This window comes from Haploplasma axanthum (genome assembly GCF_900660745.1).
Taxonomy (GTDB): domain Bacteria; phylum Bacillota_I; class Bacilli_A; order Acholeplasmatales; family Acholeplasmataceae; genus Haploplasma; species Haploplasma axanthum.
In genome coordinates this window covers 341,018-357,810 of record NZ_LR215048.1, presented here as the reverse complement: position 1 = coordinate 357,810, position 16,793 = coordinate 341,018, and the positions used below count along the sequence as shown (strand labels likewise).

Sequence of the window (16,793 nt, the reverse complement as noted above, 5' to 3'; positions counted from 1 at the left end):
TTATTACAACTCCTTAAGTGGATAAATCCAAACATTAGAAATTCCATACTCGTTCATCATATTTGTTTTTATTTCATTCGCTTCTTTTTGGGTTTTTGTGATTGCTATTACACAACCACCCATTCCGCCACCAGTTAACTTGGCACCAATTGCTCCATTGTTTTCAATCATACTAATTAAATCATCAATCGTTTGATTACTAACTTCAATAGTTTTTAAAGAGATTTGAGCACTTTTTAAAACTTTACCTAATTCTTCAATTTTGTTGTTTGCTAGTAAACCAACAGTTTGATTTGTTAAATCGCTTATTTCATTAAAAGCTTTTTCAACTTTTATTGGTTCTTTTTCTTTCAAATCTAAAACATGTTTAATTGCAATTCTTGTTTGGCTCATCATTCCACTATCTAAAACAACTAAATAACCTTCAAAATTAATATCTAATGCTTTAAAACCAACATTCTTGATGTAATAAATAGGTTTTTGATAAACTAAAGTATAAACATCTAATCCACTTGGATTAGCATGATGGATTTTTTCAGCATACATCGCTAAATCAATTAGTGTATTGTCATCTAGTTTTTTATCAAATGCATCATATAATGCTCTAACAACTGCAACACTTACAGAAGCACTAGATCCTAAACCTCTTTGACCAAGAATGTTTGATTCGATTCTAAAATGATAACCATGCTTGTTTTTTTTAAATTTTTCAAGAATATGATTGATGAGTTCTTTAACTCCGAAAATAGTTTGATCACCATCTATCAAATAACCTTTATGATACATACAATCAATAGTGATTTCTTCTTCTGTTTCATATACTGAAACTGAAGTTTTAACAGCATTGAAAGGAATAGCTATTGCAGGATTACCATAAACTACCGAATGCTCACCGATTAAGATTATTTTAGCTCCTGAACTTCCATAACCAATTTTTTTATGTTTACTATGCATATTAAACCCCTAACACTGTTTGTAATATTTGTAGAATAAATGGTGATGCATAAAGAGCCATAAATTGAACTCCATATGTAACTCCTAACTTATTAATGAGACCACTTATTAAACCAACAACTATTATACCAAGAATTCCTAATAATCCCGCATCTAAGTAAACAAGTAAAAACACTAAAGATAATAAAAGTGCTAATACTGCTTCATGTGAGATATACTTAAAAACTATTCTTGTCATTTTTGATGAGTATTTTAAAGATAAGTAAACTGTTATTGTAAGTGCAATTACAACACCAATTAGAATTGCAACCATACTATTACCAAAAGTTAAAGATAAAACATTAGATTCAGGATCAAAAAGTTTAGCACCTGGTCCAATCGCTGCAGGAGAAATTGGCATTTTAAATGCTAATAAAGAAATAATTATCCCTGCTAAATATGCTGCATTAGCAATTGCATTCATAACACTTACTTTAGTAGTTGCTTTTTTTTCTTCATCCTCTATATTATTTGTAACTGATTCTCCAATTAAAAGTGTCATACCAACTGGTGATAAAAAGAATGTTACACTAGCTAAAATACTTGCTAGTATTGATTTTTTCGTTTCTAATTTATCATTAATTTTAAAAATATTAATTTTTTCATGTGTATCTTTTTCTATTTCAATGTCTTGATTCCCATATACGATTGCTTTCTTTCGATACTTTGGAATGATTAACAAAAACATACTAGCTAACAAAGGTCCAGAAGTTATGCTTAGAAAGAATGGCGTATTACTTATTGGATGAATTTTTTTAACTCCTGCAATCAATAATGCAAAGGGAATTATTGCTAATACTGAAAGAAGTTTTTTCTTACTTAGAAGCGCTAATAAAATCCCTCCAACAAAAAAGATTTGTCCACTATATTTGCTAACATAATCTTCTAATGGAAATCCTGTATATTTTTTTATCAAATGAACTATTAAAACAACAATTAATGCTGATGGAATAGCAACCAACGTTCCTATAAGTGATCCAATTGTCATTTTTCTAATACTTGTTGTTGTTAAACCTTTAGTCTTCAAGTATTGACTACTCTCAATAAGTGGCGTTGACATAACACCACCTGGTATTGATGTTAATGCTGTTGGTATTGAATCAGTCAAATTTAATGCAACTACTGAAGCAATAAAGAATGTTAATAACACAATTGGTGAAACTCCAAGTGCTACTAATAAGGCTGTCACTGGTACTAAAACAGATGTCTCATCTGTTCCTGGGATAATACCTATAAGTGTATATAATAAAGTTCCTAAAAAAGCTGCTAAGATCATTTGTAATAATATTATTAAATCAATTGTCATCTGTTTTTCCCTCAACAATTTTAATATTTCTTTTTGGTTTAATAAAAACAATGTTTATAATAAAGCCTATTAGAACAGCAATTAGTCCATAAACTAGTTTAGTCTGCCCTTCTTTTGGTGAAATAAGCACTGCAATAACTAATAAAACTACTGATATTATAACTCCAATAATAAATCTTAAAAGATCAATATGTTCTCCCCAAATTTTAATGTATTTTTTATTTTTATTGTCCATTTAATCATGCTCCTTAACTTTTGTTCGTTTATAGAACATAACAATTATTGCATAATTTCCGTTTTTTTTCAACTTATTATTGATATTTATTAATTAGAAGTAAAAAAAGAGTGCAAAAGCACTCAAATTAAATATGTATTTATTAAAACTTAGTTTTCTTTATCTCCATCAATTTGATAAGTAGTTATCACATGTGCCAACATCCTCTTTACATGGCAACTATCAAACTCTTCAAAATGATCAGTAATATAGCTTAAATCTAATTCTTTATCTTGAACATCTTTTTGTTTCTCAATAAAAATTCTACTATGATTAGTTTTTAAATGTTTATCTGCGCTGTGGTCAACTAAAAGTTCTTCATATAGTTTTTCACCAGGTCTAAGTCCAACTATCTCAATATTTACATCGACATTTGGTCTAAGTCCTGCAAGTCTTATCATTTTATTAGCTAAATCATAAATTTTTACAGGTTCTCCCATATCTAATATAAATATTTCTCCACCATCAGCATAGACAGCACTTTGAAGAATTAATCCAACTGCCTCAGGTATTGTCATAAAAAATCTTGTAATATCTTTGTGAGTTACAGTTAGTGGTCCACCATCTTCTAATTGCTTTTTAAATAATGGAATAACACTACCATTAGAACCTAAAACATTTCCAAAACGAACAGCAGAAAACTTAGTTGGTCCAATATAGTTATGGTGAGTAATTATCATTTCAGCAAAACGCTTTGTTGCCCCCATAACGTTAGTTGGTCTTACAGCTTTATCACTTGAGACTAAAACCATTTTTTTAATCCCATATTTATTAGCAAGTGTTGCAGTATTATTAGTTCCAATAACGTTAGTTCTGATTGCTTCCACTGGGCTTTCTTCCATTAAAGGAACGTGTTTATATGCTGCAGCATGAAAAACAATCGTTGGTTTATGTTCAATAAAAACATCTTCAAGTCTTTTCATATTATATACACTACCAATTAATGCTTTTATTTCAACTTTAATTGAATGGTCCTTAAATTTTTTTCTTTCAAGTTCCATTTGAATATCATATGCATTATTTTCATATATATCAAATATAATAAGTTTTTTTGGTTTAAAATCAAATATTTGACGACAAAGTTCGCTACCAATTGATCCACCACCACCAGTAACTAAAACTGTTTCGCCTTCAATGAAATTTGAAATATCATTAGTTGCTAACTTAATCTCATTTCTGTCTAATAAATCTTCAACTTTAATATCCACAATTCTTAAAACTTGATTTTCATCATCACTTATTCCATCAACAAGTGATATACGTTTCATCTGAATATGTTCAAATTTATTTAAACTGTTAAGTAGTTTATTAATATTTTCTTTTGGATAATTATTTATTGCCATTATAACTTCTTCAATTTCATACTGTTCAATAATCTTATCAATGTCTTTAATTGATGAAATAACTCTTTTGTTTGAAATTCTTTTGCCGATTTTATTATCATCATCATCTAAAAATCCTACCACATAATTATTCAAATTCTTATTTTGCTCAATTTCTTTTAATGCTAATTCTCCTGCAGATCCAGCACCCAGAATAAGAGTTTTCTTAGATGTGGCAACACTCTTCTTTGAACTTGTGCTTAAATAGATTGACAATCTATATAATAATCGATAACCAATTAATGTCAAAACTTCAAATGTTGTTATAAATATGTACATTGATTTAGGCATAAATTTAGGAACCCCTGGAATCAATAACATAATAACAATTAAAATATTAGTTGCAACTGTAACAACGACAATCCTAGAAACCCCTTTAAAGTTTAAATGTTCTAAAATAATATGATATATTCCTATTATATAAAATAAAACGATCTTCAAGAATATCACTAAAACAAGAACATATGGTAATCCTACAAAGTTAAATTTAATCCCCAATACATTTACAATAAAAATCGATATTAAATATGAAAGTGTAATGCTTATTGCATCTAGCATTACATATACAAGGTTACTCAAAAGTCTTTTCGATTTCATTTTCTTCCTCCACCTTTTTACCAAGTTTAAACATCTTATATGCACCAATAACCCCTACGATTAATGATAATATACTAAAAACATAAGTCCAAACAGATAGATTAGTAAAAATACCTTCATCTTCTATTTGTAATGTCCAAATAATATTAATAGGTGAAACTAATAATATTCCAAAAATCGCCATATTAAATACCAATTCATACTTCTTCAAAACATAGTGTAATAATTTTGAAAAAATAATAAGTGCTATAAAACCACTTAATGCCATTATTGCTACAGCGGATAAATTACTTAACGCATTACTAATATCCAATGTAATAACATACTTAATAAAATCAGCAACTGTAGTTGTCATATAGGTGTAAAATCCTAATGCCATCAATATCATCGTCCCAGAGAGTCCTGGAATAATTAAAGTTAGTGCTGTTAAAACTCCAATTAAGATATATACAAAATAAATCTTTGGGGCTCCTATTGATACCATATCAGCAGGTTTTAATGTCAATAAAACAATCATTATTACCATCATTACAACCATTACAAGATAATGATACCATTTTTTTTCTTTATTTTTAATTCCATTATATATTTCAGGTATTCCACCAATAATTAATCCTACAAAAAGCATCGTTATTGGAATTGGAAATAATTTTAAAACGGTTGCTATTAAAATGAAGCCAACTGCAACACCAATAAATATCCCAACCAAATATTCCCAAATACTTAATACCGATTTAATCGGTTTTTTTATGAATCCATTTAGTGCTTCAATCAAATCTTTATATATATTAAATGAAGCAGCAATCATTCCACCACTTAATCCCGGAAGAATACTCCCTAATCCTACTAAAATTCCCTTTAAAACTTTTAAAAATATTTTCATTTTAACTTTATCCTTACAGATATATTTTTTACATACACTTATTGTAGTAGTTTCGATACATTTTGTCAACTATTTGTCAACATTTGAAAGTTTACAATTCTAAATTTTAACATTAAAAAAGGATAGTATAAACTACCCTTTCAACTATTAAATACTATATAACATCCAAATATTCGTCTATTTCCCACTTAGAAACAGCCGTTCTATATGAGTTCCATTCTTTTTTCTTTGCACCTAACAATTTATTATATAAGTGCTTTCCTAAGATGTTTTCAACAAATATACTAGTCTCATATACATTAATAGCTTCACTTAAATTCTCAGGAAGATTTTTTATTCCCAACGCTTTTCTTTCTGAATCAGAAAGTGAGAATAGATTTATTTCAACAGGAACTGTTGTTAATCTATTTTTTATTCCTTCTAGTCCAGCAGCTAAAATAACTGCCATTGCTAAATAAGGGTTTGCTGATGGATCTACAGATCTAACTTCAACTCTCGTTCCTTTTCCACGAGTCGCTGGAATTCTAATCATTGTTGATCGATTTGCTTTACTCCATGATACATAACATGGTGCTTCATATCCTGGAACTAATCTTTTATACGAATTAACAATTGGATTAGTTACCAAACAAAACTCATTAGCATGTTTCAAAACCCCAGCAATAAACTGATATGCAACTTCACTTAATCCATCTGGATGATTTTTATCATAAAATGCATTAGTATTATCATTTGTTTGAAGCGAACAGTTAGTATGCATTCCACTACCATTAATACCTGCAACAGGTTTTGGCATGAAAGTTGCATGATAATTATGTTTTCTCGCGATATTTTTAACAACCATTTTAAATGTTTGAATATTATCGCATGCTTCTAACGCATTATCAAATTGAAAATTGATTTCATGTTGCCCATAAGCAACTTCATGATGAGAAGCTTCAACAATAAAACCTAGACGTTGTAATTCTAAGACAATATCTCGTCTAACATCTTCTGATGCATCAATTGGTGATAAATCAAAATACCCACCAGTATCCGTTAATGTTAGTGTTGGTTTCTTGTTTTCGTCTAATTTGAATAAGAAAAATTCAGGTTCAACACCAGTATTAAATGCTGTAAAGCCTAGCTTTTCCATTTCATTTAATTGTTTCTTTAAAATGAATCTTGGATCACCTTCAAAAGGAGTGCCATCAGGTTTATAGACATTACATATTAATCTTGCTACTGTTCCAACCTTAATATTTTCCCATGACATTATTAACCATGTATTTAAGTCTGGATAAAGATACATATCTGCTTCCTGAATTCTTACAAATCCATCAATACTTGATCCGTCAAACATAACTTCATTGTTTAATACTTTGTCGATTTTTGACACTGGAACTTCAACATTCTTTACTACACCTAGCATATCTGTAAACTGTAATCTAATAAACTTAACGTTATTCTCTTCAATTGATTTTAAAACTGTTTCTTTAGTGTGTTTCATTGGTGTTCCCCCTTTTCAATGGAAAGATTTTACACCAAATATATTTTTGTTGTCAATATTTTTTTTGCATTTTTTCAAAAAAATTGTATATACATAATGGCATAACAAAAGCATTATCTTAGTTTATTTAGCCTTATAAAGTCATATAGACTTAGTATTAATAAAAAGACATTACCGAAAGGGAATATTTAACAATTAATACAAACTTTTTCAAACAATTTTTTTAAATTATTACCGAGGAGGAATAAAATTGCCTTTTTTTGATTTAAATGCTATAATTAATGTAAATTATTACCGAGGAGGAATATTTATGAATTCAAAAGATATTGGGCTTATTATAAAAAGAAAAAGAAAAGAATTAAACCTTACTCAAGAATACCTTGCATTACTTTCAAACACTGGAACAAGGTTTATAATTGACTTAGAAAAAGGTAAACCTACTCTTCAATTAGAAAAAGTTCTAAGTGTTCTTTCTGTATTAAAATTAAAGATTGAGGTAACTGATAATGACTAGAACACTAGAAGTATATTTAAATTTAAAACACGTTGGAACACTTACTGAAACGAATGGAAAAAGTTTATCGTTTACTTATTCAGATGATGTTAGCACACCTATTTCATTATCAATGCCAATAGAAAACAAAACATATAATAAGAATATTGTTACTCCTTTCTTTGAAAACTTACTACCCGAGGGAGATATTATAAAGACAATCGCTTCTGTGTATCTTGTTTCAGAAAAAAATCCTTTTTCTTTATTAAATATAATTGGTGAAGATTGTGCAGGAGCAATTCATCTTTCAAATAAAAACATTGAATCTAAAGAGTTTCCATATCCGAAAGAATTATCTACCGATGATTTTCATTCATTATTACATAAATACGATAATGGAGTTCCTTATTATCAAAAAGGTATGCGTTTATCCTTAGCAGGGGCACAAAATAAGACAACTTTAATTTTACGAGATGATATTTATTACATTCCAAATTTCAAATTTCCATCAACTCATATAATAAAATTCATTAATCCAATTGCTCCTAATATTTTACTTAATGAGTTTTTTTGTACTGAATTAGCAAAGTCTTTAGGGATTAATGTTTCATCTATGGAAATAAAAAAAAGTACGAACTATTTATATTTGTTAATAGAAAGATTTGATCGTATAAAGAATAATGCGGATATCAAACGAATACACCAAGAAGATTTTTGTCAAATATTATCAGTTAAGCCAACAAATAAATACCAAGAGGAAGGTGGTCCAAGTTTTATTAAGATCGTAGATGCTCTTAAAAGTTATTCTTCTTCTCCGCTAGATTTAATTTTATTAGCTAAAATATCTGTTTATAACTATTTAATTGGTAATTGTGACTATCATGGGAAAAATTTATCTTTGCTGCATATTAATAATTCATATAAACTATCTCCATTCTATGATTTAGTCTCTACGAGAATATATGAGGAACTATCTCACAATATGGCAATGTCAATAAATAAAAAGTATGATTTTGATAAAATAAATAAACAAGATATCGAAAAAGAATTAACAAGTTGGGGATTAAATGGTCCTAAACTACTTAAAAAAATTGTGAAAGATTTCAAATATATTATTAACAATGCAAAAGAGATTCAATTAAAAGAAAATCTCTTAAGTGAATCAAAAGAAATTAATAATATCATTAGAATAATTGAAGAAAACTATAAAAAACTAACTTAATAATATAGATTGACATTAAAATGATTATCATAAGATAACCACATATTCTATGTGCAAAACAAAATATGTTGACAAGAGTAAGAATAGATGTTATAATATTTTCAACCCTATTTAATAGGGTAAAGAGAGGAAATTTACTTGGCTGAATTAGTTCTAATTGAAGATACTTCAACATTAACCGAAATCTTTGATAACTACATATTTAATATCGATTCAGATATTAAATATTTTTCTACTTGTAATGCAAATAACCAAAAAAAACTCTCAAGTCACATCTTGTCTTGTTGTAACAAGAAACAACATGGAGATATCCTATTAGGGAATAAATCTCATGTTTTCATAAGTAAGCTCCGTATCCCAGACGAATGTTCAAACAAAGGAAAAAGATCCGGGTATAGATGTATTATTTTAGTAGATTTAGATGAGGCAATCATTTTTCTACTACATTTATACTCCAAATCTAAAAAGAAAAATTTGGATAAAAAAGAAGAAAAGAACCTTGAAAGGTTACTAAGTGAATACTTAGATAATAAAGGAGAATAATAAAAATGTCTAAAACTAAAAAAATCAATTTTGATGAATTGCGTAAGAAAGCTACATCAAAACTTGAAGTTATTGATGTAGACAGTATAATTACATCTGATAGTGTTAAGTCTATCAGAAATAAGTTAAACATGACTCAAACATCTTTTGCTGATATGCTAGGAGTATCAGTCAAAACAGTTGAAAAATGGGAACAAGGAAAAAATCCAGTCAAAGGTACATCCTCAAGACTATTATTTTTAATTGACAAAGATGATAAAGTAATTGACTCATTCTATAAATTTACAAACCCTAAAAAAGATAAAGTGTCAAAAATTAGAAAGATTACTAATGTTTTTTTACATAAAGAAACTTACGAATATACTCCAAGCAATCATAATTTTGAACAAGAAAAAAGTTGTGTCAATAGTCAAGAACTTGTATGTTAAAGGAGAAAAAAATGAATACACCAGTATATGATCTAATTGCTATAAATTTAATTAAAGTAAATTATAATAGAGACGAAGATACACAACCCGAATTTTTTAAAATTTCAGCTAAACATTCACAAAAAAATTTGATAGAAACAATCTTTATTACTATTGATTTGAAGTTTGAAAACCAAGATGTATCATCATTTGTCTTCAAAGGAGAATTTAAAATTAATGACGAATCATGGAGAGAAAAAATAAACAATGAGCAAGCATTGCATCTATTCTTCTCAGTAAGTTTCCCATTTGTGAGAAGTATGATTAATAGCATAACAGATGACTCAAGAGGTAGTATAATGATTCCAATTATTGACTTAAGAGGAATAAATTTAGAAAAAGGCATAATCTATACAGCCAATAAAAAATAGTTTAATTTTACAATTCTAAAAAAACAACGACTTTTTCAATTTAAAGTCGTTGTTTTTGTTATTTTAAGTTTTTTTCAAAATTCCAAGAATCTCTAACCATATCTTCAAGTGTTAATTTAGTTTTAAATCCTAATTCTTTTAAAGCTTTTGTTCCATCAGCATAAACACTAGCAACATCCCCTGCTCTTCTAGTTGTTATTTCATATGGAATATCAATTTTATTTACACGCTTAAATGTTTCAATAAGTTCAAGAACAGAAACACCTTCGCCAGTTCCTAAATTATATACTGATAATCCACTCTTACTCTTAGTAAGTGCTGCAAGATGTCCCTTAGCTAAATCAACAACATGAATATAATCTCTTACTCCAGTTCCATCTTTAGTATCATAATCATTGCCAAAAACAAATAGTTTTTCTCTTTTTCCGCTTGCTACTTGTGTGATATATGGCATTAAATTATTTGGTATTCCTTGTGGAACTTCACCGATTAATCCACTTTCATGTGCTCCAATTGGATTAAAGTATCTTAATAAAACAATGTGGAAATCTGGATTAACTTTTGAAAAATCTGTTAAGATTCTTTCACTCATCTTTTTAGTTTCACCATATGGGTTTGTTGTTTCTCCAAGTCTCATACTTTCTTTAAGTGGTGATTCTTGATCACCATAAACTGTTGCTGAAGAACTAAAAATAAAATGTTTTACATTATACTTTTGTGATAATTCTGCAAGATTAATAGTTGTTAATAAATTGTTCTTATAATACATTAAAGGTTTTGAAACTGATTCTCCTACAGCTTTATATCCAGCAAAGTGAATAACTGCATCAACTTTTTCTTTTTCAAACACTTCTTCTAATTCTTTTTCATTTGTAACATCCACATCATAAAAAGGTATATCTTTACCAGTAATCTCTTTTAAGCTTGTTAATACTGATTTAAAACTATTATATAGGTTATCAACAATAACTGCTTCATGACCACTATTTATTAATTCAACCACAGTATGCGAACCAATAAATCCCATTCCTCCTGATACTAAAACTTTCATTTTTTAACCCTCTTTCTTTTTTAGTAAAACTTTACTAAATATCTTTAATTGTATTTTATCACTTTTGTATATATAATACAATAATAATCTCAACTTTGCCGTTTGGCAAAAGCATAGAAATCTATACTTTATTATCTAAATAGATAAATACTCCCTCAAACATAGGGAGTATATCTTAATATTATTTATCTTCTTTAATTTCTTTATTTGCACTTCTTTCAACCTTTGATTTAGGTTGTATTAAGTTTTTAGAATAATCTTCTTTATTGATTTGACGATTTCTTGCTATTGCAAGGGAACCACTAGGAACATTTTCAGTAACTGTGCTTCCTGCAGCTAAAAAGACATTATCTCCAATTTCTATTGGAGCAATTAAATTAACATTACATCCAATAAATACATCATTACCAATTTTTGTTTTATGTTTTAATTTACCATCATAGTTAACTGTAACTGATCCACAGCCAAAGTTAACAAAGTTTCCAACTTCACTATCACCAATATAAGATAGATGCGCCATTTTTGTATCATTACCTGTTGTTGATTTTTTAATTTCAACGAAGTTTCCAACTCTATTGTTTGATCCGATAACTGAATGTTCTCTTATATGAGCAAAAGGTCCCACTGTTGTATTTTCCCCAATTTCAGAATCATAAACATATGAATGTCTTATGTGGGCATTTTCATTAATTATTGATTCGTGTATTTCTGTATTTGGTCCAATAACAGCATTAGCTTTAATAACTGTATTTCCAGTTATTGTTGTATTTGGTAATATTGATACACCCTTTTCAATAACAACGCTATGACCTATCGTTACTGTTTCAGGGTTCATAATAGCAACCCCAGATAACATTAGCTCTTTATTAATTGATTCTCTTAAGTGTTTTTCAGCAACACTTATTCCATATAAATCATTAACACCCATTGCTAAATGTGGATATCTAACAACAAATGAATTAACTTTATAATCTTGATACATAATTGCTACTATATCTGTTAGATAGTATTCTTTTTTTCTTTCATTTAGTTTAATCTTTTCTAATGCTTCAAAAAGTTTCTTATTATCAACAACATAAATACCCGTATTAACTTCTTTAATTAATTTTTGATATTCATTGCAATCATTTTCTTCAACTATTCCAATTACAGTACCATACTCATCTCTAACAATTCTTCCATATGACTTTGGATAGTCCATCATCATTGAAACAACCGTTAAATCATTTCCCATTTCCTTATGTGCACAAAGAATCTTATCCATTAATTGATAAGGTACTAATGGTACATCTCCAGGAATAATGAAGGTTACACCTTCTTTATCGCCTAAAACATTTTTAGCACTTAGTACTGCATGGCCAGTTCCTAATTGTTCTTTTTGTTCTGCGTAAGATACTCTATCACCAAGTAAATCAATTAAATATTCTTTCTTATGACCAACAATAACAACGACATCATCAATCATTGATTTCTCCATATTTTCAACAATATATTCGATCATTGGTTTTCTTAAAATTGGATATGCACATTTAGGTAATTCAGATTGCATGCGAGTTCCTTTTCCTGCTGCAAGTATTAATCCATATGTTTTCATTTTATTTGCCCCTTTTGTTCAATGAATGAAACTACTTCATCCATGTATTTATTCAACTTATCTAAATCCAAACAACTAATTGTTACTCTAATTAAATTTTCTGTTCCACTTGCTCTAACTAAGAAGATATCTTCTTTGTCAAATTCACTTTTTATTTTATCTAAATAATCAATTACTTCTTGCTCATGTAATATATTTTTATTAACATTTTTTATATTAACCATCTTTAACGGATAAAGATTAACATCTTTAACTGCATCACTTAGAGTTATATTTTCTTCTTCTAACATCTTTAGTATATAAAGAGATGCAAGTAATCCATCACCACTATGTAGTATATGTCGTAGAATTATATGTCCACTAGCTTCTCCACCAATAACATAATCATTATCAACTAATGCTTTATGAACATACTTATCACCAACATCGGTTAATACATAATTAATACCTGAATTATTTAAAGCTTTAAGAATTCCTGGATTACTCATTTTTGTTAATACAACATGATTACCTTTTAATTCTTTCAATTTCTTTAAATATTTACCTACTATATAAATAATAAAATCTCCATCATAGATAGTTCCGTTATTATCTAACATAATAACTCGATCACCATCCCCATCATATGCAAAGCCTAAATCCATTTTATTTTTTAAAATAAAATCTTTTATTGACTCTAAATGTGTTGAGCCTGAGTTTAAATTAATATTCTTTCCATTTGGTTCATTATTAATTTGAATGCTTAAGGGAAAATATTCTTTCATCACTTTGCTTGCTATTAAGTGATTGGCGCCATTAGCACTATCATATACTAGTTTTATATTTGATTTCTTTAAATCTAATTTTTTTATTAATTTTAAATACTCTTTTTCAACATCATCAGTTATTGAGAAATTTCCTTCGAAATCAGATTCAGAAACTTTCCCTTTAATATATGATTCAATAATAAGTTCTTCTTCAACATTACTCTTGTAGCCTTTGCTAAATACTTTAATACCATTATCAGTATATGGATTATGTGATGCAGTAATCATTATTCCTGCTATTTGTTTTAATTTTGAATAATGTGCAATCATCGGAGTTGATACAACACCAGCAAATAAAACATCCATCCCAACACTTAAAGCACCTGCAGCAACCATGTGTGCTAACATTGGTGAAGAATCTCTTGTATCCATACCAATAACAACTGTATCACTCTTTAATGCTTCTTTTAATCCTTGACCTAAATTATATGCAAGTTTCGCATTTAGATCTGTAAATCCAACTCCTCTAAGTCCATCTGTTCCAAAAAATTCTGGTTTCATTGTGTTCCTCCTATTAACTATCCCAAGCTAAATATAGACTATTAGTAAAATGAAAATATTCCAACTAATTTACGCTATAATTATAGCATAAAACAAATGGAATATAACTTATCTTATATTTTTTAAAACTTATTTATTTCTTTTTAAATTTCAAAAAACTTAATACCTCTTTTATTATTTCAAATAAAATTTTTCTGAATTCAATAGAAATTAGTGAGAGGAAAAGAATTGAAACGCTAGAAAAAATAACTGATATTGTCCCTTTATAGAAAATATTTAAAAACAAATTACTTGAAAAATCACCAACAATTAAATTGAAAGCTACTATCATAATTATAAAATAAAGCATAAGAAGATAATTTTTAACATAATAACTAGTAGGTTTCATCTTAAATGCATATTTGTAAAGAACAAACGGCTCAATAACATGGGTTATTAAAAGATTTGTTACTATTAATGCTATTATCACACCGATAATACCAAAATGAATAATTAGAATAACAGTCAAAATAATATTAACAATACCTTCTAATATTGGCTTAAATCTATCATAATAAAAAGTACCAGTTGCATCTCGTGTTAATAATGTTGTTTGTCTCATAAATTGAATAAAACTACTAATTGACAAAGTTAGAATAACTGAATTAGATAATGATGCCCCTGATGAAAAAAGAATTGTTACTAAGTCATCAATAATTGCAAAGTAACCCATGAAGAAAACAAAAGCAATAATATAGTTTATTATATATATTCTTTTAAATACTTTTAAAAACTGCTCTTTATTATTAGATACATAAACATGACCAACGACAGATGTTATAGATGTAAACAAAACTAAAATCAAAGATAAAACTGCATTTAATACTGTTGTATAATTTGTATAGTTTGCTAAAACAGTAACACTAATTAGGATAGATATAATTATATTATTTGACGTTGAAACTAAAACTCCACCTATTTTATGTGCAAACATAGAAAGTACATTCCTCTTAACTTCATGTTTAATATCAGCGGATATCATTCCATGGTTATTAGAAAAGTTCTCATATTTACTATTAAAAATATAGTTTGATATTAATAATTGGACTATATTTCCAACTCCAATCGCTAATACAAATAGAGTGAATGACTTAAAAAAAACTAAACACATAATTTGAATTAATCCTTGAATTATTTGACCAAAAGCATAAATAACACTTGTAATATAATCATCACGATGAGCAATAAATAATGAGGTTTTAGCAGCATAAAAATATGTAACAACAGTTGATAAAAGTAATACTACATAAGAAATATAAATTTCAGATTTAAAATTTTGAATACCAACAATTTTGGGTAAAAAGGGTGTTATTAATAATCCAATAGTAAATATAACAACGGCAATAATTAAATAAGCTTTTTTAAATAAATTATACAACCCGATAACTTCATTTTCATTTTTATCATTAATAGATTTATACATACTAAAAACAATGGCAGTACCAATACCTGATTCAGCAACAGATAAAACACCCACTATACTTATTAGTAAAGAATATACACCTGCAATTTCCATTCCTAAATACTTTATTAATAGTCTTCTAGCTAAGATCATTACTACCAAAATGATCCCCCTAGTCATCACAGCAAATCCAACATTTATAAATGCTTTCTTTTTATTATTCATGTTCTTCTCTTCTTTCTTCTTTATTTAAAAGACTAAATCCGTATAGCAAAATTAAAATAAAAAATCCGTTTCTATTATAATTTTCAGAAATAATTATTAAATTAAAGAAAATAAATATGAGAAATGCATAAAACTTATTTCTCTCATTATATTTACTCCATAACCAAAGTGGATAATTTAAAAGAAGTCCCATAAAAAATCCAAAGTAACCAAACCAGTTAAATTGAGTTGCAGTTAATAGACCAAGACCATCATCCACGGCCATTCTTGACAATCCATTAAAACCTAAACCAAAGATCGGATTCTTAATCAATGCCCTAATAGGAAATAAAATCCCCTCTATTCTAGCAACAGTTGACTCATATATCGGATTATCCTTTATAGAACTGAAATCAAAAAACTTAAATAACTTGTTAAATAATCTAAACTGGATATTTGATGGTATAAAGTCATAAATTAATACAAATAAAAACACCAAAATTAAAAATAGCATAAAAGACTTAGCAAGTCTAAATTTTTTTAAAACGAAAATAAGTAATAAAAAAACGAGTGCAAAATAACCAGCAGTTGAAACTGTCGTTATAATCGTTACAATATAAATTCCAATTAGTACATAGTTAACTTTATTTCTTACAAACATAATAAAAAATAACGCAAGTAATAAAAATGTTTGATATGCCCCTGGTTCCCAAAAGAATCCAGGGTTCATTAAAATGTAATCCGTCTTATAAAGAAGAGTAAAGAACAAATTATATACAGTAACTCCTGAAGTATTGACTAGTAAGGGGAAAAACCTCTCAATAGTTTGTGGAGAAACAACCTGTATCATAAACGCAATAACAGAAAAGACTGCTGTAAATGTCATAATTTTTACAAAGTAATCAATAAATTTCTTTATCGGTATGGATATAAAAAATAAATATGCTGTAAAAAGAGCTATCCAAAAAATCAAATAATCGTATATTCCTTCACTATTAATCAATGCAACAATAAATGTTACCATAACTATCGATAAGACAATTGTTAAAACTTTTACATTAATTCTTATATCTTTAAAGTTAACTAGAAATGTTAAAAACGATATAACTAGAATAGATACTAACATAAATATTCCCCTGACATTTACAGCAAAGAATGAAGATGTCATATATAAAA

16 protein-coding genes are annotated in these 16,793 nt (G+C 27.7%); 5 read left to right on the top strand and 11 right to left on the bottom strand.

All coding sequences use genetic code 11. The annotated features are described in order from the left end of the window. Nucleotides 1-3 precede the first annotated feature (3 nt). The 6 genes from mvk to EXC62_RS01695 all read right to left on the bottom strand — a co-directional run bounded on the left by mvk (nucleotide 4) and on the right by EXC62_RS01695 (nucleotide 6,924). Entirely contained in the window at nucleotides 4-954 is a 951-nt protein-coding gene (mvk, locus tag EXC62_RS01715; RefSeq protein WP_026390091.1) for a mevalonate kinase, read from the bottom strand. Nucleotide 955: 1 nt separating this feature from the next. Further along, nucleotides 956-2,299, bottom strand: a complete 1,344-nt coding sequence (locus tag EXC62_RS01710; protein WP_052589682.1) for a tripartite tricarboxylate transporter permease — start codon at nucleotides 2,297-2,299, stop codon at nucleotides 956-958. Beyond that, entirely contained in the window at nucleotides 2,289-2,534 is a 246-nt protein-coding gene (locus EXC62_RS08795) for a hypothetical protein (RefSeq protein ID WP_162140107.1), read from the bottom strand. Before EXC62_RS08795 ends, EXC62_RS01710 begins: the two co-directional genes overlap by 11 nt. Nucleotides 2,535-2,683: 149 nt before the next feature. Next, complete coding sequence (locus EXC62_RS01705) at nucleotides 2,684-4,552, bottom strand: polysaccharide biosynthesis protein (RefSeq protein WP_052589684.1); 1,869 nt, start codon at nucleotides 4,550-4,552, stop codon at nucleotides 2,684-2,686. Then, entirely contained in the window at nucleotides 4,527-5,435 is a 909-nt protein-coding gene (locus EXC62_RS01700; protein ID WP_026390094.1) for a DUF368 domain-containing protein, read from the bottom strand. The genes EXC62_RS01705 and EXC62_RS01700 overlap by 26 nt, the downstream gene beginning before the upstream one ends. Nucleotides 5,436-5,589: 154 nt before the next feature. Continuing rightward, a complete protein-coding gene (locus tag EXC62_RS01695) occupies nucleotides 5,590-6,924 on the bottom strand; it encodes a glutamine synthetase family protein (protein WP_026390095.1) in 1,335 nt (444 codons plus the stop codon). A 310-nt stretch (nucleotides 6,925-7,234) separates the two neighbouring features. On the opposite strand from EXC62_RS01695, the gene EXC62_RS01690 reads away from it, so the two are divergent. From EXC62_RS01690 to EXC62_RS01670, 5 genes are all read left to right on the top strand, one after another. Continuing rightward, nucleotides 7,235-7,438 (top strand): helix-turn-helix domain-containing protein, encoded by a 204-nt coding sequence (locus EXC62_RS01690; protein WP_026390096.1) that lies wholly within the window; start codon nucleotides 7,235-7,237, stop codon nucleotides 7,436-7,438. After that, on the top strand, nucleotides 7,431-8,639 hold the full coding sequence (locus tag EXC62_RS01685) for a type II toxin-antitoxin system HipA family toxin (protein ID WP_026390097.1): 1,209 nt from the start codon (nucleotides 7,431-7,433) through the stop codon (nucleotides 8,637-8,639). The genes EXC62_RS01690 and EXC62_RS01685 overlap by 8 nt, the downstream gene beginning before the upstream one ends. Nucleotides 8,640-8,777: 138 nt before the next feature. Next, nucleotides 8,778-9,182: a type II toxin-antitoxin system RelE/ParE family toxin gene (locus EXC62_RS01680; RefSeq protein WP_035375566.1), complete on the top strand. Its 405-nt coding sequence runs from the start codon at nucleotides 8,778-8,780 to the stop codon at nucleotides 9,180-9,182. A 5-nt stretch (nucleotides 9,183-9,187) separates the two neighbouring features. Beyond that, entirely contained in the window at nucleotides 9,188-9,610 is a 423-nt protein-coding gene (locus tag EXC62_RS01675; RefSeq protein WP_035375567.1) for a helix-turn-helix domain-containing protein, read from the top strand. 11 nt (nucleotides 9,611-9,621) lie between these two features. After that, nucleotides 9,622-10,020, top strand: coding sequence for a hypothetical protein (locus EXC62_RS01670; protein WP_026390098.1), 399 nt, complete (start codon nucleotides 9,622-9,624; stop codon nucleotides 10,018-10,020). 58 nt (nucleotides 10,021-10,078) lie between these two features. Here the strand turns inward: EXC62_RS01670 and galE are convergent, their stop codons facing one another. From galE to EXC62_RS01645, 5 genes are all read right to left on the bottom strand, one after another. Beyond that, nucleotides 10,079-11,071, bottom strand: coding sequence for a UDP-glucose 4-epimerase GalE (galE, locus tag EXC62_RS01665; RefSeq protein WP_026390099.1), 993 nt, complete (start codon nucleotides 11,069-11,071; stop codon nucleotides 10,079-10,081). Between the two features lie 181 nt (nucleotides 11,072-11,252). After that, nucleotides 11,253-12,665 (bottom strand): bifunctional UDP-N-acetylglucosamine diphosphorylase/glucosamine-1-phosphate N-acetyltransferase GlmU, encoded by a 1,413-nt coding sequence (gene glmU / locus EXC62_RS01660; protein ID WP_052589687.1) that lies wholly within the window; start codon nucleotides 12,663-12,665, stop codon nucleotides 11,253-11,255. Further along, nucleotides 12,662-13,972 (bottom strand): phosphohexomutase domain-containing protein, encoded by a 1,311-nt coding sequence (locus EXC62_RS01655; RefSeq protein ID WP_162140108.1) that lies wholly within the window; start codon nucleotides 13,970-13,972, stop codon nucleotides 12,662-12,664. Before EXC62_RS01655 ends, glmU begins: the two co-directional genes overlap by 4 nt. A 133-nt stretch (nucleotides 13,973-14,105) precedes the next feature. Next, nucleotides 14,106-15,638 carry a lipopolysaccharide biosynthesis protein gene (locus EXC62_RS01650; RefSeq protein WP_026390101.1) on the bottom strand — a complete coding sequence of 511 codons (1,533 nt, stop codon included), beginning with the start codon at nucleotides 15,636-15,638 and terminating at the stop codon, nucleotides 14,106-14,108. Further along, entirely contained in the window at nucleotides 15,631-16,743 is a 1,113-nt protein-coding gene (locus EXC62_RS01645) for a hypothetical protein (RefSeq protein ID WP_026390102.1), read from the bottom strand. Before EXC62_RS01645 ends, EXC62_RS01650 begins: the two co-directional genes overlap by 8 nt. Nucleotides 16,744-16,793 lie beyond the last annotated feature (50 nt).

What these genes read in the sequence shown, in the direction of transcription:
- mvk (WP_026390091.1), bottom strand. Translation starts at nt 954, where the DNA reads ATGCATAGTAAACATAAAAAAATTGGTTATGGAAGTTCAGGAGCTAAA.
- EXC62_RS01710 (WP_052589682.1), bottom strand. Translation starts at nt 2,299, where the DNA reads ATGACAATTGATTTAATAATATTATTACAAATGATCTTAGCAGCTTTT.
- EXC62_RS08795 (WP_162140107.1), bottom strand. Translation starts at nt 2,534, where the DNA reads ATGGACAATAAAAATAAAAAATACATTAAAATTTGGGGAGAACATATT.
- EXC62_RS01705 (WP_052589684.1), bottom strand. Translation starts at nt 4,552, where the DNA reads ATGAAATCGAAAAGACTTTTGAGTAACCTTGTATATGTAATGCTAGAT.
- EXC62_RS01700 (WP_026390094.1), bottom strand. Translation starts at nt 5,435, where the DNA reads ATGAAAATATTTTTAAAAGTTTTAAAGGGAATTTTAGTAGGATTAGGG.
- EXC62_RS01695 (WP_026390095.1), bottom strand. Translation starts at nt 6,924, where the DNA reads ATGAAACACACTAAAGAAACAGTTTTAAAATCAATTGAAGAGAATAAC.
- EXC62_RS01690 (WP_026390096.1), top strand. Translation starts at nt 7,235, where the DNA reads ATGAATTCAAAAGATATTGGGCTTATTATAAAAAGAAAAAGAAAAGAA.
- EXC62_RS01685 (WP_026390097.1), top strand. Translation starts at nt 7,431, where the DNA reads ATGACTAGAACACTAGAAGTATATTTAAATTTAAAACACGTTGGAACA.
- EXC62_RS01675 (WP_035375567.1), top strand. Translation starts at nt 9,188, where the DNA reads ATGTCTAAAACTAAAAAAATCAATTTTGATGAATTGCGTAAGAAAGCT.
- EXC62_RS01670 (WP_026390098.1), top strand. Translation starts at nt 9,622, where the DNA reads ATGAATACACCAGTATATGATCTAATTGCTATAAATTTAATTAAAGTA.
- galE (WP_026390099.1), bottom strand. Translation starts at nt 11,071, where the DNA reads ATGAAAGTTTTAGTATCAGGAGGAATGGGATTTATTGGTTCGCATACT.
- glmU (WP_052589687.1), bottom strand. Translation starts at nt 12,665, where the DNA reads ATGAAAACATATGGATTAATACTTGCAGCAGGAAAAGGAACTCGCATG.
- EXC62_RS01655 (WP_162140108.1), bottom strand. Translation starts at nt 13,972, where the DNA reads ATGAAACCAGAATTTTTTGGAACAGATGGACTTAGAGGAGTTGGATTT.
- EXC62_RS01650 (WP_026390101.1), bottom strand. Translation starts at nt 15,638, where the DNA reads ATGAATAATAAAAAGAAAGCATTTATAAATGTTGGATTTGCTGTGATG.
- EXC62_RS01645 (WP_026390102.1), bottom strand. Translation starts at nt 16,743, where the DNA reads ATGTTAGTATCTATTCTAGTTATATCGTTTTTAACATTTCTAGTTAAC.